At 40.7% G+C, this 23,994-nt stretch carries 22 protein-coding genes; all 22 read left to right on the forward strand.

The genetic code is table 11. The features are described from left to right. The first annotated feature begins 100 nt into the window (after positions 1-100). The 22 genes from A5888_RS18460 to rsmI all read left to right on the forward strand — a co-directional run bounded on the left by A5888_RS18460 (position 101) and on the right by rsmI (position 23,771). Entirely contained in the window at positions 101-1,426 is a 1,326-nt protein-coding gene (locus A5888_RS18460) for a hypothetical protein (protein ID WP_339102085.1), read from the forward strand. Between the two features lie 355 nt (positions 1,427-1,781). After that, positions 1,782-2,054, forward strand: coding sequence for a YiaA/YiaB family inner membrane protein (locus tag A5888_RS18465; protein WP_086351100.1), 273 nt, complete (start codon positions 1,782-1,784; stop codon positions 2,052-2,054). Between the two features lie 221 nt (positions 2,055-2,275). Next, the gene (gene dnaX, locus A5888_RS18470; protein ID WP_086351095.1) at positions 2,276-4,036 is read left to right on the forward strand and encodes a DNA polymerase III subunit gamma/tau; all 1,761 of its coding nucleotides are present in this window, start codon (positions 2,276-2,278) and stop codon (positions 4,034-4,036) included. Between the two features lie 195 nt (positions 4,037-4,231). Beyond that, positions 4,232-4,546 carry a YbaB/EbfC family nucleoid-associated protein gene (locus A5888_RS18475; protein WP_086351096.1) on the forward strand — a complete coding sequence of 105 codons (315 nt, stop codon included), beginning with the start codon at positions 4,232-4,234 and terminating at the stop codon, positions 4,544-4,546. Between the two features lie 217 nt (positions 4,547-4,763). Further along, complete coding sequence (locus tag A5888_RS18480) at positions 4,764-5,588, forward strand: MerR family transcriptional regulator (protein ID WP_086351097.1); 825 nt, start codon at positions 4,764-4,766, stop codon at positions 5,586-5,588. A 544-nt stretch (positions 5,589-6,132) separates the two neighbouring features. After that, positions 6,133-6,846 (forward strand): DNA-binding response regulator, encoded by a 714-nt coding sequence (locus A5888_RS18485; protein WP_339101771.1) that lies wholly within the window; start codon positions 6,133-6,135, stop codon positions 6,844-6,846. Between the two features lie 196 nt (positions 6,847-7,042). Continuing rightward, complete coding sequence (locus tag A5888_RS18490; RefSeq protein WP_339101772.1) at positions 7,043-10,384, forward strand: WxL domain-containing protein; 3,342 nt, start codon at positions 7,043-7,045, stop codon at positions 10,382-10,384. Positions 10,385-10,401: 17 nt separating this feature from the next. Next, the gene (locus A5888_RS18495) at positions 10,402-10,767 is read left to right on the forward strand and encodes an LPXTG cell wall anchor domain-containing protein (RefSeq protein WP_339101773.1); all 366 of its coding nucleotides are present in this window, start codon (positions 10,402-10,404) and stop codon (positions 10,765-10,767) included. Next, positions 10,764-11,561 carry a WxL domain-containing protein gene (locus A5888_RS18500; protein ID WP_339101774.1) on the forward strand — a complete coding sequence of 266 codons (798 nt, stop codon included), beginning with the start codon at positions 10,764-10,766 and terminating at the stop codon, positions 11,559-11,561. Before A5888_RS18495 ends, A5888_RS18500 begins: the two co-directional genes overlap by 4 nt. 45 nt (positions 11,562-11,606) lie before the next feature. Beyond that, a complete protein-coding gene (locus tag A5888_RS18505; protein ID WP_339101775.1) occupies positions 11,607-12,341 on the forward strand; it encodes a WxL domain-containing protein in 735 nt (244 codons plus the stop codon). 89 nt (positions 12,342-12,430) lie between these two features. Continuing rightward, complete coding sequence (locus A5888_RS18510; protein ID WP_086351143.1) at positions 12,431-13,516, forward strand: DUF916 and DUF3324 domain-containing protein; 1,086 nt, start codon at positions 12,431-12,433, stop codon at positions 13,514-13,516. Positions 13,517-13,540: 24 nt separating this feature from the next. Next, positions 13,541-14,209 (forward strand): hypothetical protein, encoded by a 669-nt coding sequence (locus A5888_RS18515; protein WP_086351139.1) that lies wholly within the window; start codon positions 13,541-13,543, stop codon positions 14,207-14,209. A gap of 16 nt (positions 14,210-14,225) precedes the next feature. Beyond that, entirely contained in the window at positions 14,226-14,963 is a 738-nt protein-coding gene (lepB, locus tag A5888_RS18520) for a signal peptidase I (RefSeq protein WP_086351140.1), read from the forward strand. A gap of 24 nt (positions 14,964-14,987) precedes the next feature. Further along, positions 14,988-15,605 carry a signal peptidase I gene (gene lepB, locus A5888_RS18525; protein WP_086351141.1) on the forward strand — a complete coding sequence of 206 codons (618 nt, stop codon included), beginning with the start codon at positions 14,988-14,990 and terminating at the stop codon, positions 15,603-15,605. A 58-nt stretch (positions 15,606-15,663) separates the two neighbouring features. After that, positions 15,664-18,600, forward strand: coding sequence for a YfhO family protein (locus A5888_RS18530; protein WP_339101776.1), 2,937 nt, complete (start codon positions 15,664-15,666; stop codon positions 18,598-18,600). Between the two features lie 324 nt (positions 18,601-18,924). Beyond that, on the forward strand, positions 18,925-19,521 hold the full coding sequence (gene recR / locus A5888_RS18535; protein WP_086348934.1) for a recombination mediator RecR: 597 nt from the start codon (positions 18,925-18,927) through the stop codon (positions 19,519-19,521). A 98-nt stretch (positions 19,522-19,619) separates the two neighbouring features. Then, a complete protein-coding gene (gene tmk, locus A5888_RS18540; protein WP_086348935.1) occupies positions 19,620-20,264 on the forward strand; it encodes a dTMP kinase in 645 nt (214 codons plus the stop codon). A 14-nt stretch (positions 20,265-20,278) separates the two neighbouring features. Then, entirely contained in the window at positions 20,279-20,608 is a 330-nt protein-coding gene (locus A5888_RS18545) for a cyclic-di-AMP receptor (RefSeq protein WP_086348936.1), read from the forward strand. Between the two features lie 2 nt (positions 20,609-20,610). Next, positions 20,611-21,573: a DNA polymerase III subunit delta' gene (gene holB / locus A5888_RS18550; protein WP_086348937.1), complete on the forward strand. Its 963-nt coding sequence runs from the start codon at positions 20,611-20,613 to the stop codon at positions 21,571-21,573. A gap of 2 nt (positions 21,574-21,575) precedes the next feature. Then, entirely contained in the window at positions 21,576-22,406 is an 831-nt protein-coding gene (locus A5888_RS18555) for a PSP1 domain-containing protein (RefSeq protein ID WP_086348938.1), read from the forward strand. A gap of 1 nt (position 22,407) precedes the next feature. Further along, positions 22,408-22,755, forward strand: a complete 348-nt coding sequence (locus tag A5888_RS18560) for a DNA replication initiation control protein YabA (protein ID WP_086348939.1) — start codon at positions 22,408-22,410, stop codon at positions 22,753-22,755. A gap of 155 nt (positions 22,756-22,910) precedes the next feature. Further along, complete coding sequence (gene rsmI, locus A5888_RS18565) at positions 22,911-23,771, forward strand: 16S rRNA (cytidine(1402)-2'-O)-methyltransferase (RefSeq protein ID WP_086348940.1); 861 nt, start codon at positions 22,911-22,913, stop codon at positions 23,769-23,771. The last annotated feature ends 223 nt before the right edge of the window (positions 23,772-23,994 follow it).

Consider the following 23,994-nt stretch of genomic DNA (forward strand, 5'->3'; position numbering starts at 1 on the left):
CGAATAAAAAGCTAGAATGACGTCTGTTCAACCTTTGAGAGCTAGGGAATGACTTTTTAGAAATGAAAATAATCAAGAAACATGAGATAATCTTTTGGAGATGATTTTAAAAGAATGGCGGGAAGAAAGAATGAAACTTGATCAAGTAATGGATGACTTTATTACCTTGGCTATTCAGTCGGGCGGCTGGATGGAGCTAGATCGATTATACTTAAAAAACAGAATCTTATCGATGATTGATGGAAAAACGCCGAATAGTGAGTATGAAATAACGTATGAGTCAGAATCAGCAGATAGTCTTTCCAATGCTTTGGTTGATTACGCAACCAAAAAAGCTGATTCCATGGCAGAAGAAGCAGCCCAAGGATGCTTGAAAGCGCAGCTGTTGGATCTATTGACACCACCACCATCTGTTGTAAACGCCTTTTTTGCTCAGCACTATTCGAAAAGTCCAGAGGAGGCAACGGATTATTTTTACACCTTAAATAAACGAAACAGCTATATCAAAAGCCCAAAAATAGAGAGAAGCTATTCGCATGAAACATCTTATGGGACCTTCTTGCTACAAATCAAGGCGGATAAAACTAGTTCAGAGTCTGAACGTGAGACGCTATCTATGGTGGGGAATAAGCAAAAATACCCTAAATGCGTTTATTGCTTTGAAAATGAAGGATTTTGTGAAGAAGGAACGACCGCTCTTCCATCCAGAAGATTGATTCGAATGAATGTCGGTGGGGAAAGCTGGGGGTTTCAATTTGCTCAGCATGAGGAGTTTAAGGAAAAATTTATTGTGTCCTCTGAGCTGCATCAAAGATTGAATTTGGACAAAAACAGCATGGCCCGCATGGCGCAATTATTGGATATTTTTCCACAATATTTTGTTAGTCTTTCAAAAGAGGGGATGATGGAACATGGCTATTATGTTGGCGGAAAAGAGGACTTTCCGATTGCTCAGGTTGGAATCGCTCAATACATTGAGCTTAAGGAATTTCCTTTGATGAATGTGGGGGCTCTTGCTTGGCCATTTCCAACTATTCGTCTGCAAAGCCCGAATGCTGAAGATATCATAGATGGAATCGATTATATTCTTAAGATGTGGCGACAAAACCAAAAAACAGATCGAATGAGCATACCGACAATCCTTGGGCGGAAAAAGGACAATCTTTATGAGTTCGATATCCTATTCGTTGAAAATGAAGAGAGTGGTAACCACTCAGAACAAGCAACTATAACTGATTATTTAGGAAGACTTTCATTGGAGCAAAAACGATTTGAGGAAATGATGAACAGCTCTAGTCTCAGCTGGGAAGAATCTGCTAAAAAAATATTGAAGCAGTATGTAGAGTCAATGGCAGCAAGGACTCTTTTTGGTAAAGGTATGCTTGTGCAAGAAGAGTTCCAAGCTTTTTTACTAAACTTGGAATAGCGAAAGATATAATCGAAATATTTCTTCACTGAAATTATTCTATTATAAGAATTAAAATAATCTACCCTTATCTTTTGGATAATGATATACTGTCTTAGTACCATTGTTTTTATGATCAAGCTAAATGGTTGATTGTATAGAAAAAGCCCTGAATTTTTACTTTTTATTGTTTGATCTTGTGTTGCAATTTGAATGAAGTGAGTCATATTATCTGTGTATGATAGGATACAGCGACTAAATTGTGGCGGTTAGTTAAGTTCATTGAGCTGTCTGGGAAGCAGTAACAATGGATTTTCTGAGAGCAATACGAAAGAAGTCTGTTAATGAGGGGTGTAAAAAGAAAAAGGAGATTCTTATGAAGAAGAAAGCATACAGAAACACACCAGCATTTATGTTTATGAGCTGGGGATCATTTGCAATTTTTGTCGGACTAATGTTGATTGGTCTCTACACACTAAAAGAACCGTTGATGGTTAAAGGCTATTACCTAATGGGATCAGTAGGTCTGATTTCCTCCTCCTTCACGCTTGCAAAAGTGATTAGAGATAATCAAGAAGATGAAGAGCGCTATAACCAAATGTTCCGTGCAATGGATGAACCAGTAAGCAAAGAAGAAACATCTATATAACATAGAAAAAATGAATGAAAACAGTTGGTTTCTGATTTGAGAAATCCGACTGTTTTTTTGCTATTGGCATAATTTATTTTGTATAAAAAAATAAATTATGCCAATAGGGCTAGGAGAGGTTGAAGAGGCTATAGCCCATTTCATCTATGAATGTTTTTAATGATTAAATCATCAAAATCACGTATAATAGTACATAGTGAAATTTCAGAGGAGGGTATATTATGGCCTATCAGGCACTGTATCGTGTTTGGCGCTCTCAGCGATTTGAGGATATTGTCGGACAGAAGGCTGTGACACAGACCTTGAGAAATGCGATCATGCAGCATAAGACCTCGCATGCTTATTTATTTACCGGTCCCAGAGGTACAGGGAAGACCAGTGCTGCTAAAATCTTCGCTAAGGCAATCAATTGTCCTAATAGTGTTGATGGAGAACCCTGTAATAACTGTGATATCTGTAAAGAAATCACTGAAGGCCGTTTGAATGATGTGATTGAGATTGATGCAGCCAGTAACAATGGTGTCGAAGAAATTCGAGATATTCGTGACAAGGCGAAATACGCACCAACACAGGCTGAATATAAAGTATATATCGTGGATGAGGTCCATATGTTATCAACGGGTGCATTCAATGCGCTATTGAAAACCTTGGAAGAGCCGCCGAAAAACGTCATTTTCATTCTGGCGACAACAGAGCCTCATAAAATCCCATTGACGATTATTTCAAGAACCCAGCGTTTTGACTTTAAACGAATCGGGACGCAGGATATTGTGGATCATTTAGCCCATATTTTGATAGATAGTTCATTGAAATATGAAGAACAGGCTTTGTACACGATAGCCCGTGCAGCAGAAGGTGGAATGCGAGATGCGTTGAGTATTTTAGACCAAGCGCTTTCCTTCAGCGAAGACGAGGTAACTCTTGCTGATGCACTTCAGGTGACGGGAAGCTTGACCTTTGAAATGATGGACCGCTATATTTCTTCTTGTCTATCAGGCGATGTTGAACAGGGCTTAGAGACGCTTGAAGCGATTTTGAATTCGGGAACAGAAGCGAGTCGATTTTTAGAAGATATTTTACTGTATTGTCGAGATTTATTGATGTATCAACAAGCGCCAAAGCTGTTAGAAGGCAAAACAGGAACAATCACGGAGACCTTTAAGGAGCTAGCTCAGCAAACAGAACCGGAGCGGATCTACCAACTAATTCAAATTCTGAGTGATACACAAAATGAGATTCGCTTTACTAATCATGCAACAATCTATTTGGAAGTTGGTACAGTGAAGCTGGCTCAAGGAAATCGTTCGATGATGGCTACGAGTGCCCCGACTACAGGTGGAGACGCAAATCCGGAGGCTGTTTCTGAATTAAAAATTCAGATTCAAAAACTGCAGCAAGAAGTAGATCAGCTCAAAAAGAATGGTGTCGCAGTCGCGCAAGAAACACCAAAAGCGCCAACGCGTCAGGCAGCTGCCAATCGAAATAGTCTTAAGATACCAACAGAGCGAGTTTATAAAGTGCTTAAAGAGGCGACAAAAGAGCACTTGCTGAAGGTGAAGGATGTCTGGGAAGACTTACTTCAACTGCTTTCTGTAACGCAACGAGCGATGCTTAAGGCAAGCGAACCTGTTGCGGGAAGTCCAACAAGTATTGTTTTAGCTTTTGATTATGAGATTGTCTGTGCGAGGGCTGCGGGAGATGAAGAGATTCAATCAGCAATCCAAAACAGTCTCAGTCGTCTGATTGATTATGCTCCTGAGATCGTGTGTATTACTAGAGAGAGCTGGCCAAATCTGCGAAAAACATTTATCCAACAAAATAAGGACGGTCAACCAGAAGCTGAAAACTCTGGATTTGAGAGTACTGTAGAGGGCCTGCCAGAGGAAGAAATGGCTGAAGCAGAGACTTCTAACGGACAGGAAATCGTGAATGAAGCAGTAAACATGTTCGGAACAGATATTGTAGAAATTGTGAACGATTGATAAAAAACTACTATATAATAAAGTATTTTTTGTTGGTTGAACTATTTAAATTGGAAACAAAATAAAATTGATAAGTATGAATACGACGAAATATGCGATAAAGAAATGAGAAGGAGTGCTTGCAATATAAAATTAGGTACCCTTCGTGAAATGAGCTATTTCGTTTGATTTATATAAAATAAGGAGAAGATAATTATGATGCGCGGAATGGGAAATATGCAAGGCATGATGAAACAAGTACAGAAAATGCAGAAGGAAATGGAACAAGCACAAGCTGCATTGAATGAAAAAGAGTTCGTTGGAGAAGCAACGAATCAGCTTGTGACAGCCGTATTTTCAGGAGATAAACGATTAAAGGACATCACGATCAAAGAAGAGATCGTCGATGCAGAAGATGTTGAGATGCTTCAGGATTTAGTTCTCATGGCAGTCAATGACGGGCTGGTAAAAATCGAAAAAGAAACAGAAGCTACAATGGGCAAATATGCAAAGGGATTACCAGGATTCTAAGACAGCCATTAAATATGGAACATTGAGTCAAGAAAAAGTGAAGCGACAATTAAAAATAGTAAAAAAAGTTTAAATGGCTATATCCTCAATTCGTAATTATCGAGTTGAGGTTTTTTTTTCGAAAAAAGTTGTCTAAAAATGGTTGACTCGTACCTAAGGTAACGGGGTAAAGTATAAGTAAGCTAGCGAAGAGATAAATGGAAAGAAGGAATCGAACATGTTCAAAATTGGAGAATTCTCAAAAATATCAAACACAACAGTACGTACCTTGAGACACTATGAAAAACTGGGATTAATCTTACCTACCACGATTGATCCGCAATCTGGCTATCGATTTTATGAAGCGAATCAGATCAGTACGATCAACAAAATCAGAATGCTTCAGCAAGTTGGCTTGTCTCTTGAAACAATTAAAGAAATCTTAGAGAAGCAACAAGCAGATGTCTTAAATTACTATTATGAAATTAAAGAAAAAGAACTTGAAAAGGAAATGGAAGAGATAAATAAGAAGAAAGAAATGATTCGACAATTGCAAAATCAATTGAAAGAAGGAAACAATATGGAAAAATACAATGTCGTATTAAAAACAATACCGGCAAGAAATGTTATCAGCGTGCGAAAAGTCATTCCAACATTTCAAGACGAAGGCGAACTTTGGGACTTACTGCAACAGGAGATGAAAAAGGGCAGTGTAAAAATTGCTCCCGGATCATTAGGGATAAGTTTGTATCATGATAAGGAGTATAGGGAGACAAATGTAGAAGTGGAGGTACAGTTAGAGGTCATTGGAGAGTATGAGAATGGGGAGACAGCGACATTTTTTGAAGCACCTGAATACAGCATTGCATCTGTTACTTTTAGCGGGAGCTTTGATCAAATGCCTCAAGTCTCACAAGCCTTGGCAACTTGGATCGAAACGAATCATTATCAAGTTTCCGGTCCAATGATCAACATCTCTCACGTGTCACCGGCACACGATCCAAATCCACGAAATTGGGTAACAGAAGCTTCTTTTGTTGTATCATTAAACGGAAAAAAATAAAAGAAGCAAGTGAAAATGAAATTCGAAGTGTTCTCTGTAAGGAGGGGCTTCGATTTTTTTGTGCTAATTTTGAATTAGCTAATCTTATCAGAAAAATAAAAAATCATTTTGTGAAAAAAGATATTTCATCTCTTTTTTTGACGATTTAGTATTAGGTTAGACTTTTAAATAACAATATATCATAAAAATCATTCCTTATTATAATTTTAAAATTTGTTTTTTTGGATATTTCGGTTATATAAAGCGTTATAAAAGAATGTTTTATAAAGAGGAGAAACCTTATGATTACCAGTTTTTATTCATAAAACAAGGTTTTAACTATGTCTTTTTATCATAAATTTCAAATTTCATTCAAAAAAATGAGAAAAAATAGTATAGACTTTAAAAATTATTTGAGATAAAATTCATTTATATTAATAAAAAGATGCATTTTCAAATATAACACAAATGTTTTTTTAATTTTATGAAATTAAATAAAGGGAGCATTTGCTGTTTGGAGATAAAAGGATGACATATTTAAAAATTATGGCTTAAGGAGGCAAACATGGATAAAAAAAATGTAAATACGGGGATCATATCATTGTCAGCCGATTTAGCTGAACCTTATTCAGAAGAACTGATGAAACATAATATGAATGTCATGCCCTTAACAATGGAAAACTTTGAACAATACATAGATGAGCTGGATGCAGTCATTATTAGAGAAAATCTGGAGCAGGATGTCAGACACACCTGTCAGTTGCTAGTAAAAATTAAAGAGAGCTCAGATGCGTTTGTCTGGGTATTTTCTCCTAATACACCTGTCTCAATGCGTATTGTTTATCTTCAACTAGGAGCTGTCGGAGTTATTTCAGATGACTGTAAAGCAGACGAACTACAACTGATTATTTCAAATAGTGTCCACAAAAGGAAAAATAGAAAATCTTCAAATTCTGAAGCTGAAATAAATCAAGAAGATGAGAAAGAAAAGAAATTTATAAAGCTGATACCGAGAAATTCAAGTGTAAAAATCGATGGATTAAGAGAAATCCCTTTGACGAAACTTGAATACAGAGCTATTGATTTTCTTTATAGAAATATGAATGCTGCAGTCACATATCAAGAAATATTTGAAGCAGTTTGGGAAAAAGAATTCGATAATAAAAATTATCGCGTTGCAAATCTTGTTTTTCATCTTAGAGAAAAAATCGAAAAGGATTCCTCAAAACCTATCCTCATCCAAACCGTTCGCTCTAAAGGGTATATGCTAGTCGGATAATTGTCAGTCATGGCGGTTCCTTCAGTGCATAGGAATGACGGTGACGGAAAACAAATGTATTTCATTTTCTAACAAAGATAAATATGGGGGAAACACAATATGAAATCCTATGCTTATCCGATAGTTAAGAGAATTGAAATAAATGTATTTCTGTCAGTAGGCAGAATACACAAATATTGAGGAAAGGAGGAGAAAAATGAAAATTAGAAATAAGGTCTCTATTTTTTTGGCAGTTGTCCTTTCATTAGCACTTGTGTTTTTCTTCAACTCTGGAAGTAGTATTAGGGCAAATGAAGATGTGAGTGAATCTAGTACGAACGAAAGCAGCGTAGTAGAAACCGTTCAAAGTTTTGATCCTTCATCAGCATTGACTAAGTTACCACAGACAGAAGAAAGTTTACGTAGCCAAGAAGAAATAACTAATGATGAGTTAGATGGTCTTATGTCTGGAACTGCTTATCAATCCAGCACACCTCGTGCTACCGGAGAAATTTCCGGAAGTATGACACTTGCTCAGCATAAAGCCGAATATGAAGCGAGTTATCGAGCAGCGAGTGATGCTTATCATGCGGCTCATGGTTTTGATCCTGAAAGCGGTAAGGTGGTAACAGTAGATACTTATACTTCTACTACCTCTTCAGCTAATAGTTGGGGATATGGTTTTGTTCAAGCCTATTCAGATGAAACCGTGACTAAAATCATCATGTTAAATGATATCAGTTCACCTACTAGTGGTACTGGTGTGTTTCATAGACGAGCGACATCAATAGAAATTGATGGTGGCGGGTACAAATTGCTTCTCTATAGAAAAAGCTTGGGGATAGCAACGCCGGCAGCAGGAACTTATCCAGTCTTTCATTTACACGATATGGTTGCTGCAACAGAAACAAATTACAATTCAACGGAAGCTGCAGGGTATTGGTCGTTTATTAATGGAGACACATCTACAACGACGAACTTAAGGTCTGATAACTGGTACTTCCGATTTGGCAATGTTTCTACTGACTTTGATCAATCTAAATATAACGGGCTAAATACAAGTTATACCAATGTAGGTGGTCGATTTGCTAGAGCAAATTCGGCTGAGGTAACGATGTATGGTTACAATGTATTGGTAACAGGTAGTGAAAACTTCTATCTAGGAAGCATGATCGTTGAAGACAACACAGTTTGGAAAGGCACGAATGATCGTACCAACTATTCAGTTTGTTGGCATGTAGAAAGACAAAGTGATGGTTCAACAGGAATAAATGGTGAATTTACAATTGGTAAAAATGCTTTCGTCTATTTGAGAAATACAACGACTTATACTTCCTATCCAGCCGTCTATGCCCATTATTCTACTATAACTGTAGGAGAGGGTTCGTATTACAATGCAAGTATGCAAGGAAGAGCACTTTCTAATTATGCAGCGTTGAATGGAACGAATAGATACGCACAAAAGAAGTTTGTTGCGAAAGAAGGTTCCCACATTAATTTGTTGTCCAGAGGATCTGGTCCTGTTGTTAGATTGACTGAAACGACCAATGGAACAACAGCAAATATGGAATTTTTATCAGAACAAAATTCTGAGGTCTTTATCTATGGTAACACTTCAGATGGAGTCATCCAAATGAATGGTAGTGGAGCCAAATTTGAAATAGTCAGTCCAAAGCAATTTGAGATTCGAAATAGTTTAGCTTCGACAAGCGGAACTTCTGCTCGATTTTTGACTATCACAGCTGGAAATACCTTTGGAATTTATAATAGTGATATAAATTTGTGGAGAAATGCAACGGCTGTTTCAGCAACCTCTGATTACACCTACGAGAAGGTTAATTACTTTACAGGAGATGGAACAACATTTACGTCTTCTAACAGTGATCTTCAAAGCACTTTTGTACACAACGGTTTCCGAAGAATCAACGGGTTGAATGTGGCACCAGAAGTTGTATGGGACCCTGTAACGGATGCGCAAAAATCTTATCAAGCTAGGGTAAGTCTTGGTAATTTACCGACTGGAGCGTTTGATAATGATGGTGTTCCGATTATGGAAGAAGTGTTTGCGCAAACCGGACAGGCCTTGGTTACATTTACAGATACACGAGGCAATGTTCGAGCAAATATTCCAATAGATGGAAACAAGTATGCAAAATACACCGATACAGAGTTTCAAATCGCACCTTTAGAGATGAAAGCAACTGCAACAAGAGGAGAAACTTGGGTCAGTGAGGAAACTCCAGAACCTGTTATTGATGTCACGCCTCCGGAACCAGCAACACTTATGGATGAGAAAATTACAAATGCGACGAAACAGCTTTCAGCTGAAAATCTTGAAGTAGGAGCTAATGTTCTCATTTCGATAAATGGTGGAAGTTTGATAGGGGTTGGAACGGTTGGCAGTGATGGTAAATGGCTTTATAATTTGCCAGGCTACCTGAATGCTGGTGATACTGTGACTATCTATTTAGAAGATAATGCGGGAGATAATCCAACGACTATCACTCCACCTAGCACAAACAGTGCGGTGGGAAGTAATACAACTGGGAATATCAATCCATATCCTAGTGCGGTGTCTTATATTGATGCCATTTTCCAACCAGCAAAACGCTATACAGTTATAGATATCATCCCAGATGCCCCTAGTTTGATCAAGGGTTCAGCTTCTAGTGGTGGTACTACAACCTCTATTGGTGATGAAGTGACCTACACGCTGACTGCTAAAAATGATAAAGCAGATTCTGTAGATTGGAAAGACGTTGTCTTGGAAGATGTATTAGCTGCGGGGTTAGATTTTGATACTGCTGATCATGGGATCACGATTAAACAAATCGATGCTTCCGGCACAGAAACGACTATCCCGTTAGCGGCTGATACCTTTGACTACAATGAAACAACCCGTTTGTTGACGATCAAGCTTGGTGATATTCCTGCCAAGTACAGCTATGTCGTGACCTTTAAAGTAACGATAGGAAACGATGCTACAGTGGATCAGGATATCATGAATAAAGCAACGGCTAAAGGGTATTCGCCACAAGAATCGCTAGACCCATTTGTTCCGGGACCAATTACCGGACCATTCAAGGTGATCGATGTCACCTCAGATGAAGTCGGACTCCCGGGTGGGACGTTGTATGGCATCCTACAGTTGACTTCCGCACCAACAGTTATCGATTTCAAGACACACACAGTCACAATGAATGACACACGGGTGGAAGAACCGGAGTTGAACATGCCTCTGACCGTTTCTGATAGTCGGGGCAATCTGAAGAGTTGGACATTGACAGCGACATTAACGAAGGAAATGGCGCATATGGGGGATACGACAAAAATCCTACATGACGCAATTAAATTCAATAATGGCACGACAGAAGACGCTTTGGATGGGGATTCGACCTTGATTAAGACGTATACACATCCGTCTGCCGGAGATTACGTTGTCAGTAATGACTGGAGTTCCGGAGGAACCGGGCTCAAGCTGGAAGTTCCAGCCGGTTCGGTAAGAAAACTTGGACAATATCAGGCGGAAATCACTTGGCATTTAGGTGACACGCCTTAAACATGGGGAGGAGAAACATGAAAAACAACATCATTCATCTGATTCGACTCTCCATGCTCCTGTTGCTGACTACCGCTTTTACAGCTGGTGCACCAACCAGTATTGCGGCAGAGAACGGTGGAGCAGTCCAAACCAATGGAGTCATTCAGTTTTATGAAGAAACAACGAGTAGTACGACAATACCCAGTACGTCTACCTCAACACCTGTCACAGAGACGTCCTCTTCGGTGTTGCCAGTCACAAAACCTGCTGGGAAATATCCCTCTACAGGGGAACTGGTGAAAAAAAGTCTGGCTATCAGTGGGTCCGCACTTGTTGTCCTTGTGCTTCTGTTCTTTTTCTGGAAGCGCAGAAAGGATGAAAAGGAGGCAGACAGCCGATGAAACAGAAACTATTTTCAGTCAGTCTGCTTGCCCTACTTTCTTTCGGAGTGAGCCATTCCGGAACGATTGCTTATGCAGATCCTAGTGTGACGAACCATGGCGTTGTAGAATTTGAAGGCGACTATGGCAAGGATGTACGAGATCCGGAAAATCCCGGAACGATCGTTGATCCTGGCCCAAGTCCCAGCACCGACGGTCCTTTACGGATTGAGTTTGTGCCTCAATTAGGCTTTGGACAAAATAAGATCACGAAGGGCGACCGCCTCTATGAAGCGAATGCGCAGCTGTTCTTTGGAGACACCAATCCTAGAGGAAACTTTATTCAAGTCTCTGATTATCGGGGAACCGGCGGCGGCTGGACGCTTCAGGTGCGTCAGGAAACTCAGTTTCAAAATGCCAACACACTCAATAATGAGCTGAAGGGTTCAGTCATTTCCTTTGATAAATCCTGGGTCAACTCGACATGGGATTTGTCAAAAGCGCCGAGCGTGTCTAAAGATGTCGTACGAATCAACAACATCGGAGAAACGTATACATTGGCGGAAGCGTCTAAAGGCAATGGGGAAGGAACGTGGCTGATTGAATTTGGTGCCTCAGAAGAGAATACCAATGGTCAGACCAATACGTTAAGCCCTAGACTGACGCTAAACGGCGAACAGGTGGTAGACCCTGCATTTGAGAACAAGCCTGTTTATAAAAACAGTGCAGTCACTTTGTCTATACCGGAGGCAACTAAAATCGATCCGGTGCCTTATACTACGGTGTTAACTTGGATTCTATCTGAGTTGCCATAAATGCAACAAACAAAATACACACACATATCTTAGGAGGAAACACACATGAAAAACACACACAAATTATGCGGCGCTGCCCTATTAGCAGTAATTGGATTCGCAGTAGCAGCACCAAGCGCAACACAAGCAGACTGGAAAGGTGACGGTATCGTAGAATTCGAGAAAGATACAACACCAGATACAATTACACCACCGGATACTGACGGACCAGTATTGCCTTACCCACCAGTAAACCCAGATCCAGCGGATCTGAAAATCGTTGCGGTAACACCGTTAGACTTCGAAAAACATGCGATCCTAACAGACGGAAGTGACCAAACTTACACAGTAAAAGCATTCAACGATGCAGCTTTCGGCGACATGGAAAACTTTGTAGAATTCAAGGATGTTCGTTCCGTTGATGAAAACACCTACAAAATCGAAGCAGAATTGACAACACAATTCGCAAACGGAAGCAGTGTGTTGACTGGTTCATCAATCAAGTACAACAACGTTCGTGTATCAACAAACGGTTCAGCTGGTGCGATTGCATTGGCTCCAGAAGGCGTTGTAACGTCTCCTGCTGCTCTTGAATTGGGCAACAAAGTAACTTTCTTGGATAATACAAGCACAACTAAAGGTTTCGGACAATACAAACTAGCTTTCGGTCAACGTGGCTTAGCTGCAACTGACGCTGGTTCACCTGAACAATCAGTTAAATTGAATGTTTTGGGAACAAACGCTAAAAAAGTTGGTACGTATAAAGCTGAAATTACATGGTCAATCACTGCTGCGCCATAGATCGCAGAGTAAAAAAGAAAGACAGTAAAGTAATGAGTCCCCCCGATAGTATCGGGGGCTCATTTCTGATTGAAGGAAGGGAAATTATTTTGAACAAAAAATGGCCGGTTTTACTTTGTTTGGTATACATATTTTCATTCATTGGGTTTGGAATGACCGCTTATGGGGAAGAAACAGACGCTGATATCACGAATGCCGGAGGCTTCAGTTTTGAAGTGATCCAGCCGGAGAATCAGCGTGATAGCAGCAAAGGCTATTTCGATTTACGAATGACTCCAGGGCAACAGCAGACGGTCCAAGTCAAATTAGTCAATCCAACAGACATAGAAATAACAGTAAGTGTAAAGTTAAACGGAGCGAAAACAAATAAGAACGGTGTGATCGAGTATGGTCCGAATACCTTTGAAAATGATGCTTCATTAACGTATGATTTTGTAGACGTTGTGAAAGGTCCGGAAGAAATCAAGATTCCGGCAAACGGTGAGACAACATTGGATTTGGCAATCAGCATGCCGGCAGAACAATATGATGGTGTGATCACCGGTGGGATCGAGTTGCAGAACTTGAGCGCTGATTCGACTGAAAATCAAACAGGTTCTGTTATCAATAAGTATGCCTATTTGATTGGCATGGTGCTATCAGAAACGGATACCGAAGTTATGCCTGATTTAGCCTTGAATAAGGTCTATCCGGAATTAAGCAATTACCGCAATTCAATCTTTGTGAACTTTTCCAATACACAGGCAGTTATTGTCGATGATATGACGGTGGATGCACAAATTACAAAAAAAGGCTCTGATGACGTCCTTTATGATACGAAAGTAGCCTCCATGCGGATGGCACCCAACTCAATGATCGATTTCCCTATTTCGATGCAGGGTGACCGAATGGTAGCGGGCGATTATACAGCCAAAATCGTAGTAACAACAAAAACTGATCGTTGGGAATGGACCGAGGATTTCAAAATCACCGACGATGATGCCGATAAGTTTAACAGCGAGGACCTAGGGTTGCTTCAAGAGCAAGGGGTCGATTGGACACTGATTGCCATGATCGTAGGCGGCGTATTCTTAGTGGTTGTAATCATTTTCGTGTTGATTCGCCGATTCGGTAGTAAAAAGAGCAAAAAGAAGCGCGGAAAAAAACGTCCCAAAAAGAAGACAGGAAAAAAATGAGTGATGGATTTGGAGGATAGGTAAATGAGTGTATTAGATTGGTTGTTCATTGGCTTACTATCGAGCGCTATCCTCTTTCTATTATTTATGGTTTTAGTGAGCGTGGGTGCTTTACTGACCGGACGTAATGTAAAGAAGTTAAAGCAAAGAAAAGTCAAAAACAAAAAGAAACGAAAAAAATTGAAGCGTGCGATCCGTCAGATGCAGGAAAAGCGAAAGCAGCAATGGATAAATGTACTTCTGCTATTGGTTCTTTCTATTGGTCTGGGGGGAGGCGCCATCTATACGCGCCATTATCAAGGAACGACATTGGGCGAAAGAGATTCAGATGCGTTGACACAAGGCTATTATTTGGTAGATGAGATCAAAGGACAGCTGGAAGGTGCGGAGAGCGCAGAAAGTAAAACAAAGGTTGCCAAGAACATCAAAGACCTGTCCGGGCGACTTTCCAGCTATGGAACGCGTGTGGCCAGCCAACGGCTGACGTTAGAGAATCAGAGTATGTTGAACAAGCAATATAACTACATGATGGAGCTAGGCGTTAATCTGAATGCACAAACGGAAGAATTTCTGAGCGATCCGGAAAAACTGGCTGAGTTTGAAGCTGACTTGGAGAAAGTGCGTACGCATCAGCAACAAGTGTTGAAGCAGTTGAAAATCAGTGAAGATTCTCTAAAGAAAAAGGATAGATAAGAGTTGAGGTTCAGCGATGAAAAAGCCCAAAAAGCGGAAGCAAAGAATAGCCCCTTCGTCACCTACTCGCAGAACGAGCGCGACCACAAGTAAAAAAGCAGACAGCGCCAGCTTGTCTAGAAAAAAGAAAAGAACCATACAGAAAAAAAACAGCGACCGGCATCCCCAAAAGAAGACACGGCCGACTGCTCGTCAACGGAAAAAAGAACCTGAGAAAGCAATCAAAAGGATCCTGCTTCAATTAGGACTCAGTATCTTTTTGACGATCGGCTTGGTTTACCTCATCTCCTTATTCACTTTTACCATCCAACGGATGGAAGGCTATATGATGGCTCCAACAGTTACGGATAGAGAGGTCCTGTTTGTCAACAAGCTCGGAACGGTTCGCCGTTTTGATTTGGTGTTGATTGAGGATGAGCAGGGGATACGGTCTGTTCGGCGTGTTGTCGGATTGCCAACGGAAAGCATCTCCTATAAGAACGATGAGCTCTTTATTAATGGTACCTATCAAGTCGAGCGTTTTTTAGAGAAGAAGCTGTACGAGACCCATCAGATGGGGATGATTTTAACGAAAGATTTTACGATATCCCAGGTTACAGGAGAAGCCATGATCCCCAAAGAAGAATATTTTGTCTTGGGCGATAATCGAGCCTATGCGCAGGATAGCCGCGATTATGGGACGGTAAAGAAAACGCAGATTGTCGGTATTGTCAAAGCCCGACTATTTCCCTTTCACAAACTGAGTGGATTTTAGTTTCTCACTATAAGGAGTAACGTTATGGAACAGAAAAGGAACAGAAGAAAACGAAAAAAAGGGACGGGCAATAGACCCTACAAACAAAAGAGAAACGTACAGAAACAAGCGTCCAAGGAACCGCAGTCATGGCTGGTCAATGTTCTGATGGTGGTGTTTCTTGCCGGGCTTCTCTTTTTTTTATTTGCTTTCCAAAAGCACACCGTGGATGGGATTTCGATGGACCCAACCTTAAAAGATGGTGATCGAATCGTCATCAGGAAAACGAAAAAAGTACAACGCTACGAACTGATTACTTTTGAGCCAAAGGACCAACCGGGAAACTCATTTGTTAAACGAGTGATCGGGTTTCCGGGAGACCACATGAAGGTCGAAGAGAATACCTTGTATCTAACTAGCGGTCGATCCTTCGAAAATCAGAGTGATCTGCCGGATGGGACCCTCAAAGTATCGATTGCTTCCGAAGTCCAATATGCCTTGAGTGGTCTGACAGAAATCCCGGAGGATCACTATTTTGTTTTGGGTGATAATCGAGAGAAGTCAAATGACAGCCGCAGTTTTGGATTGATTACGCAGGATCAAATCGAAGGGGTCGTTGTTTTTCGTTATTTCCCATTTGCTTCGATTGGCTCACTTCGTTAAGTCGTTTGGCCGGTTGCTTGTGAGCCGTGGGTGAAAATTGAAAGAGAAAGGGAGACTTATGGATAGAAAAAGAAACACGTTTATAAAGGAAAAAGGGCGTTGGTTAGTGTTAGGCTTTGCCTTACCGATCATTGTATTGGTTATTGCGTATGGGCTGATTGGGATTTATCCGGGTAGTGAAAAAAGTATCATGGCCAGTGATTCCTTTAGCCAGCTGGGCAATTTCTTTGCCAGCTACAATACCATGTTAAAGGGAGAGGAGAGTATCTTCTATACCTGGTATGCTTCATTTGGATTGAACTACTGGTCGCTTATTTCTTATTACTTAGGCGGGGTGTTTACACCGTTGGTGTATTTCTTTGATAACCAGCAGATACCGGAATTTCTCTATTTCTTAACCTTGCTTAAATTCGGGTGTTCCGGTTTGGCGTTTTGTTATTACAGCTTGGAGACCTTCAAGCTGCCGAAATGGGGGCATGTCGGGCTAAGTATTTCCTATAGTCTGATGGGCTTTGGTTTGGCCTTTTCAGAGATGGTGATGTGGTTAGATACCTTCATTTATTTGCCATTGATCATCCTGGGGATTCATCGGATCCTGGAGAAACGAAAACCAACACTGTTGTTTGTTAGTTATGTCTTGTTATTTATTTCCAACTTCTATATGGCTTTCATGGCCGGGCTCTTTACGTTTCTTTATTTCTGTGCACGAGCACTATTGTTGCAAAAAGGGCAACGAAAACAGCCGATCGTTATGTATCTGACGACCTCCTTATTAGCAGGTGGGGCATCCATGGCGATGTTGTTGCCCACCATTCTGGATTTGAAAAACAATGGGGAAGCGATGTCGAAGGTACAAACAATCTTGACCGATGGCACCGGTCCATTGGACCTGATTGCCAAGAATTTCGTAGGGGTCTATGATACGACGATGTTTGGGGCAGTCCCTTTTGTATTTGTTGGGTTACTGTCTTTGATCCTCTGTCTGTATTTCTTTGTCAGTAAACAGACCACGAAACGAGAGAAGTTGGTTTATGGCGGTTTATTCGCTGTTCTGATTCTCAGCTTCTACTTGGAGCCGTTGAATCTGTTCTGGCATGGTCTGCACACGCCGAACATGTTTCCGTTTCGTTATAGCTTCGGCTTTTCTTTTCTAGTGATTGCCTTAGCCGGTTACGGCTGGGAGCGACTGGACAAACAGGGAATCGATCGGCTATTGAATATCGTGTTGGTGCTCGTTTTACTGTTTACCGGGGTCAAATTAGTCGGTTCCTATAGCGGTTCGTATCACTATGTGACCTTGTTGTCCTTTGGGGTGACAGTGGTTCTGAGCTTTGGTTATTTAGGTCTCTTGTTCTTACAGAAGAAGCGTCCTACAAAATGGTTAGGCCTGCTCTTTGTTCTTGTTATTAGTATAGAGAGCGGCATCAATGCCTATAGTATTTTTTCTGGTATTGAAGGGGAGTGGTCCTATCCAACGGTGGCGAAGTACAACGGTTCTTATTCGGACATCAAAACGCTAGTCGATCAGACGAAGGAAGAGAACGCCTCGTTTTATCGAATGGAGACCTTGGATCCTGTTACAAAAAATGACAGTTTAGCCTATGGCTATAGTGGAGTTGGCATGTTTTCTTCGATTCGTAACCGTCATTCCTTGTCCTATCTAAATGATCTGGGCTATCGTTCCTGGGGAACGAATCTACAGATCAATTATCTAAACAACACCTTATTAATGGATGTTATTTCAGGAATCAAGTACAACCTGACAAAAGAAGACATGCATAAGTTCGGATTTACTAAACAGGCGGAAAGCGGCGAGTATGCGCTCTATAGTAATACATACGCGATGCCACTAGGTGTATTGACGAATGAACAGGTCTATGAGGAAGGAAAAGTGCGGAGTCAGACCTCTCTGTTCAACCAATTAGCGGAAAAAGATTTTGAGTACTATACGTTTATGGAGCCGGAATTAGTCGAGCTGGATAATGTAAAGCTGGAAAAATCTGAAGGGTTGGTTACCTATCGGGCAAAAGATGAAGAGAAATATTCAAAAAAAATCGTCACTTGGGAAGCTGTGATTCCGGCAGGAAAACAGGCCTATCTTAGTTTAGCCCCTTACAATTACGATGATCTGGGTACGGCGAACATTGAGCTGAAGGTCAATGGGACCAGCCAAAAGACCCGAATCAACATGACGGGTCAATACTACGATTTGGGGATGTATGAAGAAGAGACACTTGTAGAATTTTCAGCAACGCTAACAGGTAGTACGGTATTCAGTTTCTTGACACCGGATATTGCTTTGTTGGATCTTGACTTGTTTGAAGAGGCCGCTTCATCGATTCAGCAAAAGGGCGTTGCTTTCACAGTCTCTGGACGTACAGCAAAGGCTGAGGTGGTAACGAACGAAGAGCAGGTGCTGTTTACTACGATTCCTTATGATCAGGGCTGGACAGTCTCTGTAGATGGGAAGCAGGCAGAGATTCCACGTTTCAAGGATGCCTTTTTAACCGTAAAGATTCCAGCCGGGACCCATACGGTAGAATTTGTCTATCTGCCACCTGGCTTGACAAGCGGCACCCTACTAACCGTTGGGAGTGTGCTTCTCTTTGGTGGTTATCTGTTTGTTTTAAGGAAACGAAAAGGCGATCTATTCTATCAGGTGACGACAAGCGGCACAAGCAATGCTGATTTCGAAACGAAGACTAAAGGGGCAGATGATGCACCGCTAAATGCTTCAGTGGAACTGGAGCTAGAGAACCCAACCGCTTCAAATACAGCAGAAGAATCAGTAGAAGAAACCTCCACAGAGCTGTCTGATGCAGAAGCATCTGTAACTTCTACGAAAGAAAAAAAAGTAGTTGAAGAAGACTCAGAGGATTCCTCTCTCTTGAGTCAGTTTAGCTTTAGTGATGAACAGAAGGGTTTTGGTTTTTCTCTCCATACCGAAACAGAATTAAAAGAAGAACCGCAAGATTCTAAAAACGAAGACAATTAAAATAAGAATAAGAGAGTCATGAGCTTGGGGCAGAAAATGCCCAAGCTCTTTTTATACACGCGAGTTGAAATATCCCAATTAAAAGTGAGATGGAAGAATGGCAAAAGACTGGCAGGGTCATTACTGTTTTTTTGAAGGTTTGGTATGAAGAAGAGCAAGATGAAAAAATGAAAGCATTATCAACAGAAAAATCCGTTAATGCTTTTTGTTTTTGTTAACAGGAATATGTTAAAATGGAGACTGTAGCTAAAAAGAAATTGACTGATAGATGGTTTGAAATAATATTGTTACCATTATATGTTACGAAAGGAAGTATAGAGAAATATGCAATATCCAGAACCAATTGCCAGATTGATTGAAAGCTATATGAAGCTACCCGGTATTGGACAAAAGACGGCAACTCGTTTAGCTTTTTATACGATAGATATGAAGGAAGAAGATGTCAATACCTTCGCTAAGTCATTGATTAGTGTGAAGAGAGATTTACATTTTTGCAGTGTCTGCGGCAATATTACAGAGGAAGACCCTTGCGATATCTGTAAAGACCAGACGCGTGATCGTAGTACAATTTTAGTTGTTGAAGAATCAAAAGATGTGATGGCGTTGGAGAAGGTCAGAGAATATCACGGGTTGTACCATGTACTGCATGGTGTTCTTTCGCCAATGGAAGGAACGGGTCCAGAGGATATAAACATCCCTTCATTGATTCAACGACTTCATGATGATGAAGTTCAGGAGGTCATTATTGCAACGAATGCGACGACTGAGGGAGAAGCGACAGCGATGTACTTGTCTCGTTTGATCAAACCGGCGGGAATCAAGGTCACTCGATTAGCACATGGCTTGTCAGTTGGTAGTGATATTGAGTATGCGGATGAAGTTACCTTATTAAAAGCAGTAGAGGGACGTAGAGAGCTGTGATTGGTATATTAGACAGAGCTCCCCTTTTCAAGTAAAATAAACTTATTAAATCAGCTTTGAGAGTTGATAGTTAAAGAGAGTATGGAGGCAGAAATATTTTGCAAGGATTATTTATAACAATAGAAGGCCCAGATGGTGCAGGAAAAACAAGTGTATTGGAGGAGCTATATCCTAAACTGGCACTTGCAGCAACGCAGAAAATAGTGAAAACTCGGGAACCTGGAGGGATTCCGATTGCAGAAAAGATTCGTCAGATCATCTTAGATCCAAAAAATACAGAGATGGATGAACGAACAGAGGCGTTGCTTTATGCAGCAGCGCGAAGACAACATTTAGTGGAGAAAGTATTTCCTGCACTTGAGGAAGGCAGCATTGTTTTGTGTGACCGTTTTGTAGATAGCTCTCTTGCTTATCAGGGAGCCGGACGAAAAATTGGAGTGAAGCCGATAGCTGAGATCAATGAGTTTGCAATAGAAGGGACGGTTCCCGATTTCACGGTTTACCTGGATGTTGATTCAGATACCGGCTTGCAACGTATCCAAAATCACAGAAAAAATCAATATGATCGATTAGACTCTGAAGGGTTGGAATTTCACCAGCGAGTACGTCATGAGTATTTGCGTATAGTGGAAGAAAATCCGCAAAGAATTGAAAAGATTGATGCACGGATGAGTTTAGAATCAGTTGTCGAAGCAACTTTTAAAGCAATTGTTGAGCGTTACCCTAATTATTTCAGAAACTAGAAAGGTGATGTCCTATGAAAATTATTCTAGCAATCGTTCAAGACAAAGACAGCAATCGTTTAGCAAATGAGTTTATTGATGCAAATATTCGAGCAACGAAGTTATCTTCAACGGGTGGCTTTTTGAAGGCCGGAAATAGTACGTTCATTATCGGGATTGACGATGATCGAGTGGAAGAAGCGCTTGAGCTGATCAAAAAGACTTGCGAATCACGGAAACAGTATGTTTCAGCCCCTGTAACGTTGGATCTTACCATGGAAGGTCAGGTTCCTTATCCTGTAGAAGTTGAAGTCGGAGGCGCCACTGTCTTTGTTCTACCGGTAGAAGGGTTCCATCAGTATTGAGTATGGAAGAGTATAAGCAGCTGGAACAACAGCAGCCCTTACTATATAAACAGCTTCAAAAGAGCTTTGAGCATGGTCGTATTGCCCATGCTTATCTTTTTGAAGGGGATACAGGTACCGGAAAGCGTGCTTTTGCTTTGTGGCTGACAAAACGTATTTTTTGCCTTGATATAATAGAAGGAAACCCATGCAATCATTGTGTCAATTGTACCCGTATCAATGAAAATGAACATCCAGATGTTTTGTTTGTCCGACCGGATGGGCAAACGATCAAGGTGGATCAGATTCGTCAATTGAAAACGGAGTATAGTAAAAGTGGGATGGAAACACAGCAAAAAGTGTTTATCATTGAACAAGCAGAAAAAATGAGTATTGGTGCTGCCAATAGTCTTTTAAAATTTTTAGAAGAGCCGGAGGGAAAGGTCGTTGCAATTCTTGAAACGGCATCGATTGGGAAGATTCTTCCGACTATTCAGTCACGCTGTCAGGTTCTTCATTTTCAGCCATTAGATCGGAAAAAAATGGTGTCTTTATTAAAAGATGAAGGGATCGGTGAGAAAACAGCGATTCTTTTAGCAGCATTGACAAATAGTTTGACTAAAGCGGTTGAAATCTCGCGTGATGAATGGTTTAATGAGGCTAGGGAAATCATCAAGCAGTGGTTTGATTATCTTGAAAAGGATGACCTTCAAGCGTTTATTTATGTACAAAAAAGAATGATGAAGGTGTTCAAGGAAAAGGATCAGCAGAAACTAGCGTTTGATTTGCTGTTGGCTTATTATCGTCAGCTGCTTGCACATCAGGTTTCAGAAGGAAGATTGAAGTCTGAACTCAGAAAGACTGCTGGACGAGTAGAAGTAATTCTGACAGCCTACCAGAAATGGGAGGCAAATGTTAGCTGGCAAAGTGTTTGCGAACAACTTGTCATACGAATGATACACCCTAAATTAGCTATAGGAGGATAATAATGGTTGAAGTAGTAGGCGTTCGTTTTAGAGATGCCGGACATATATATTACTTTTCTCCAGGTAAGGCAGAGTATGTCTATGAAGAAAAAGTCCTCGTAGAGTCTCAACAGTCCAAGCAAATTGCGACTGTAGCTATACCGAAGAAATCTATTGACCCTGAGGATTTACCCGAAGAGTTAAAACCGATTTTAAATAAAGCAACTTCCAAGGATTTAGAAAAAGAACAGAAGAACGTGGAAGATGCGGCAGCCGCTTTTTCAACTGCAAAAGAAAAAATCAGTGAGCATCAGCTGGAAATGAAGCTGATACGCGTAGAATATACCTTTGACAGAAGTAAAATGATTTTCTATTTTACTGCGGATGGACGCATTGATTTCCGTGAATTGGTCAAAGACCTGGCCGCTATATTCAGGACTAGAATCGAATTACGCCAGATTGGTGTAAGAGATGAAGCCAAGATTCTTGGTGGAATTGGTCCTTGTGGTCGCCAGCTTTGTTGTTCTACTTTCTTAGGTGATTTTGTTCCCGTTTCTATTAAAATGGCAAAGGATCAAGGTCTATCGTTGAACCCAATCAAGATTTCCGGCTTATGTGGCCGCTTGATGTGTTGTCTGAAATATGAAAACGATGAATACGAAGCAGCGAAAAAAGAACTGCCTGATTATGGAAAAGAGGTTGTGACACCGGATGGCAAAGGAAAGGTTATTGGCTTGAACCTTCTGAGTCGGATTGTCAGAGTTCGTTTGTTTGGCCGCGAAACACCAGTCGAATATGAGTACGAAGAAATAAAGGAAGCGATGCAACAAGCTGCTGCAGAGAAGGGTGATTGATATGGATAAACGATCCCTGTATGACGGTTTTAGTTCATTGGAAGTGGAGTTAAGAGAAACCTTACTTCGCTTAGCTGAAATGAAAGAAGGACTTCATGAGCTTGTTGAAAAGAATACAACATTGGAGATTGAAAATCAGCGACTAAGAGAACATCTGCAGGAATTGAACCAGCTTTCGCAAGAATCTGAGGATTCTTCCAAGCAGGAATTATCAAAATCGCGTATGAATCTTGAAAAATTGTATGAAGAGGGCTTCCATGTATGTAATATTTTATACGGCTCTCGCAGAGAAAATGACGAGGAATGTGCGTTTTGTCTGGATGTTATTTACGGAGAACGTACGAGATAACCAATAGTAAAAAATCGGGACAGAAGCATTGTGCTTCAAGAAATAAAGCAGAATAGCCAAAATTTATTTCATATATATTTCGGTGTTCAACTTATTTCTTGGAGGCAGCTTCTGTTCTTTTGTTTGTAATGAAGGAATAGAACAGGAGGGTAATGATGCAGAAGCAAAAGAGCTATATAGATGGGATTCAAGGAAAGTTATACTTAGTACCGACGCCAATAGGGAATCTTGAAGATATGACATTTCGCTGTATTCGTCAGCTCAAAGAAGCAGATCTAATTGCTAGTGAAGACACACGAAACACCAAGAAATTATTGACGCATTTTGACATTGAAACGCCTCAGATCAGCTTCCATGAGCATAATTATAAAGAGCGAATCCCCCAATTGATTGAACGACTAAATAATGGCGAAACGCTTGCACAGGTCAGTGATGCAGGGATGCCTTCGATTAGCGATCCCGGACATGAATTAGTTCTTGCTTGTATTAAAAGTGACATTGATGTGATTGCATTACCTGGAGCGTCAGCCGGGATTACCGCATTGATTGCATCAGGGATTCTTCCTCAGCCATTTACCTTTTATGGGTTCTTACCGAGAAAGGCGAAAGAGCAGCAAGCTATTTTTGAAGAAATCAGCCAGTTGCCTCCAACTCAGATTTTTTATGAATCGCCGCATAGAGTAGCGGCAACACTGAAAAATATGATGCCTATTTATGGGGAAGAAAGACAGGCTGTGCTGTGTCGAGAATTAACAAAGCTACATGAAGAATATTTGCGTGGTACGATTGCAGAGCTAGTGACTTATCTTGCAGAGCATACAATCAAAGGGGAATGCTGCTTGATTATTTCTGGTGGTCAACCGGAAAATGAGCCAATCTCATTTCCTGACTCGATTATCGAACATGTGGATCAGCTGATTGCTACGGGTATGACTTCAAAAGAGGCAATTAAGGAAGCTGCCAAAGTGCGAGGCGTAAAAAAACAGGAAGTGTATAAGGTCTATCATACAGAGTGAACTTTGCATAGGTACAAAGGAAAAGGCATGCTTCAAGTGAACAACTCAACGAATGAATAGAAGGAGATCTTTGATTGGCTAGGGAAGCTTAATCAGAGGTCTTCTTTTGACTATTAGGGTTTGTAAGAATGTAAAGTGAAGAAATCCCGATAGAGCGATTGATGGATAGTTTTTTTATAATATAAGGGTCTTGCTTTAGGAGTTTTCTTAGCTTTTACATCTA

It is taken from the genome of Enterococcus sp. 9E7_DIV0242, from assembly GCF_002140975.2.
GTDB lineage: Bacteria > Bacillota > Bacilli > Lactobacillales > Enterococcaceae > Enterococcus_L > Enterococcus_L clewellii.

Coding starts and splice junctions, on each gene's coding strand:
- A5888_RS18480 (WP_086351097.1), top strand. CDS start 4,764: ATGTTCAAAATTGGAGAATTCTCAAAAATATCAAACACAACAGTACGT.
- A5888_RS18530 (WP_339101776.1), top strand. CDS start 15,664: ATGGATAGAAAAAGAAACACGTTTATAAAGGAAAAAGGGCGTTGGTTA.
- A5888_RS18560 (WP_086348939.1), top strand. CDS start 22,408: ATGGATAAACGATCCCTGTATGACGGTTTTAGTTCATTGGAAGTGGAG.
- holB (WP_086348937.1), top strand. CDS start 20,611: ATGGAAGAGTATAAGCAGCTGGAACAACAGCAGCCCTTACTATATAAA.
- A5888_RS18465 (WP_086351100.1), top strand. CDS start 1,782: ATGAAGAAGAAAGCATACAGAAACACACCAGCATTTATGTTTATGAGC.
- A5888_RS18475 (WP_086351096.1), top strand. CDS start 4,232: ATGATGCGCGGAATGGGAAATATGCAAGGCATGATGAAACAAGTACAG.
- A5888_RS18485 (WP_339101771.1), top strand. CDS start 6,133: ATGGATAAAAAAAATGTAAATACGGGGATCATATCATTGTCAGCCGAT.
- A5888_RS18460 (WP_339102085.1), top strand. CDS start 101: ATGATTTTAAAAGAATGGCGGGAAGAAAGAATGAAACTTGATCAAGTA.
- A5888_RS18495 (WP_339101773.1), top strand. CDS start 10,402: ATGAAAAACAACATCATTCATCTGATTCGACTCTCCATGCTCCTGTTG.
- A5888_RS18505 (WP_339101775.1), top strand. CDS start 11,607: ATGAAAAACACACACAAATTATGCGGCGCTGCCCTATTAGCAGTAATT.
- lepB (WP_086351141.1), top strand. CDS start 14,988: ATGGAACAGAAAAGGAACAGAAGAAAACGAAAAAAAGGGACGGGCAAT.
- A5888_RS18490 (WP_339101772.1), top strand. CDS start 7,043: ATGAAAATTAGAAATAAGGTCTCTATTTTTTTGGCAGTTGTCCTTTCA.
- A5888_RS18500 (WP_339101774.1), top strand. CDS start 10,764: ATGAAACAGAAACTATTTTCAGTCAGTCTGCTTGCCCTACTTTCTTTC.
- A5888_RS18515 (WP_086351139.1), top strand. CDS start 13,541: ATGAGTGTATTAGATTGGTTGTTCATTGGCTTACTATCGAGCGCTATC.
- dnaX (WP_086351095.1), top strand. CDS start 2,276: ATGGCCTATCAGGCACTGTATCGTGTTTGGCGCTCTCAGCGATTTGAG.
- rsmI (WP_086348940.1), top strand. CDS start 22,911: ATGCAGAAGCAAAAGAGCTATATAGATGGGATTCAAGGAAAGTTATAC.
- A5888_RS18545 (WP_086348936.1), top strand. CDS start 20,279: ATGAAAATTATTCTAGCAATCGTTCAAGACAAAGACAGCAATCGTTTA.
- A5888_RS18555 (WP_086348938.1), top strand. CDS start 21,576: ATGGTTGAAGTAGTAGGCGTTCGTTTTAGAGATGCCGGACATATATAT.
- lepB (WP_086351140.1), top strand. CDS start 14,226: ATGAAAAAGCCCAAAAAGCGGAAGCAAAGAATAGCCCCTTCGTCACCT.
- recR (WP_086348934.1), top strand. CDS start 18,925: ATGCAATATCCAGAACCAATTGCCAGATTGATTGAAAGCTATATGAAG.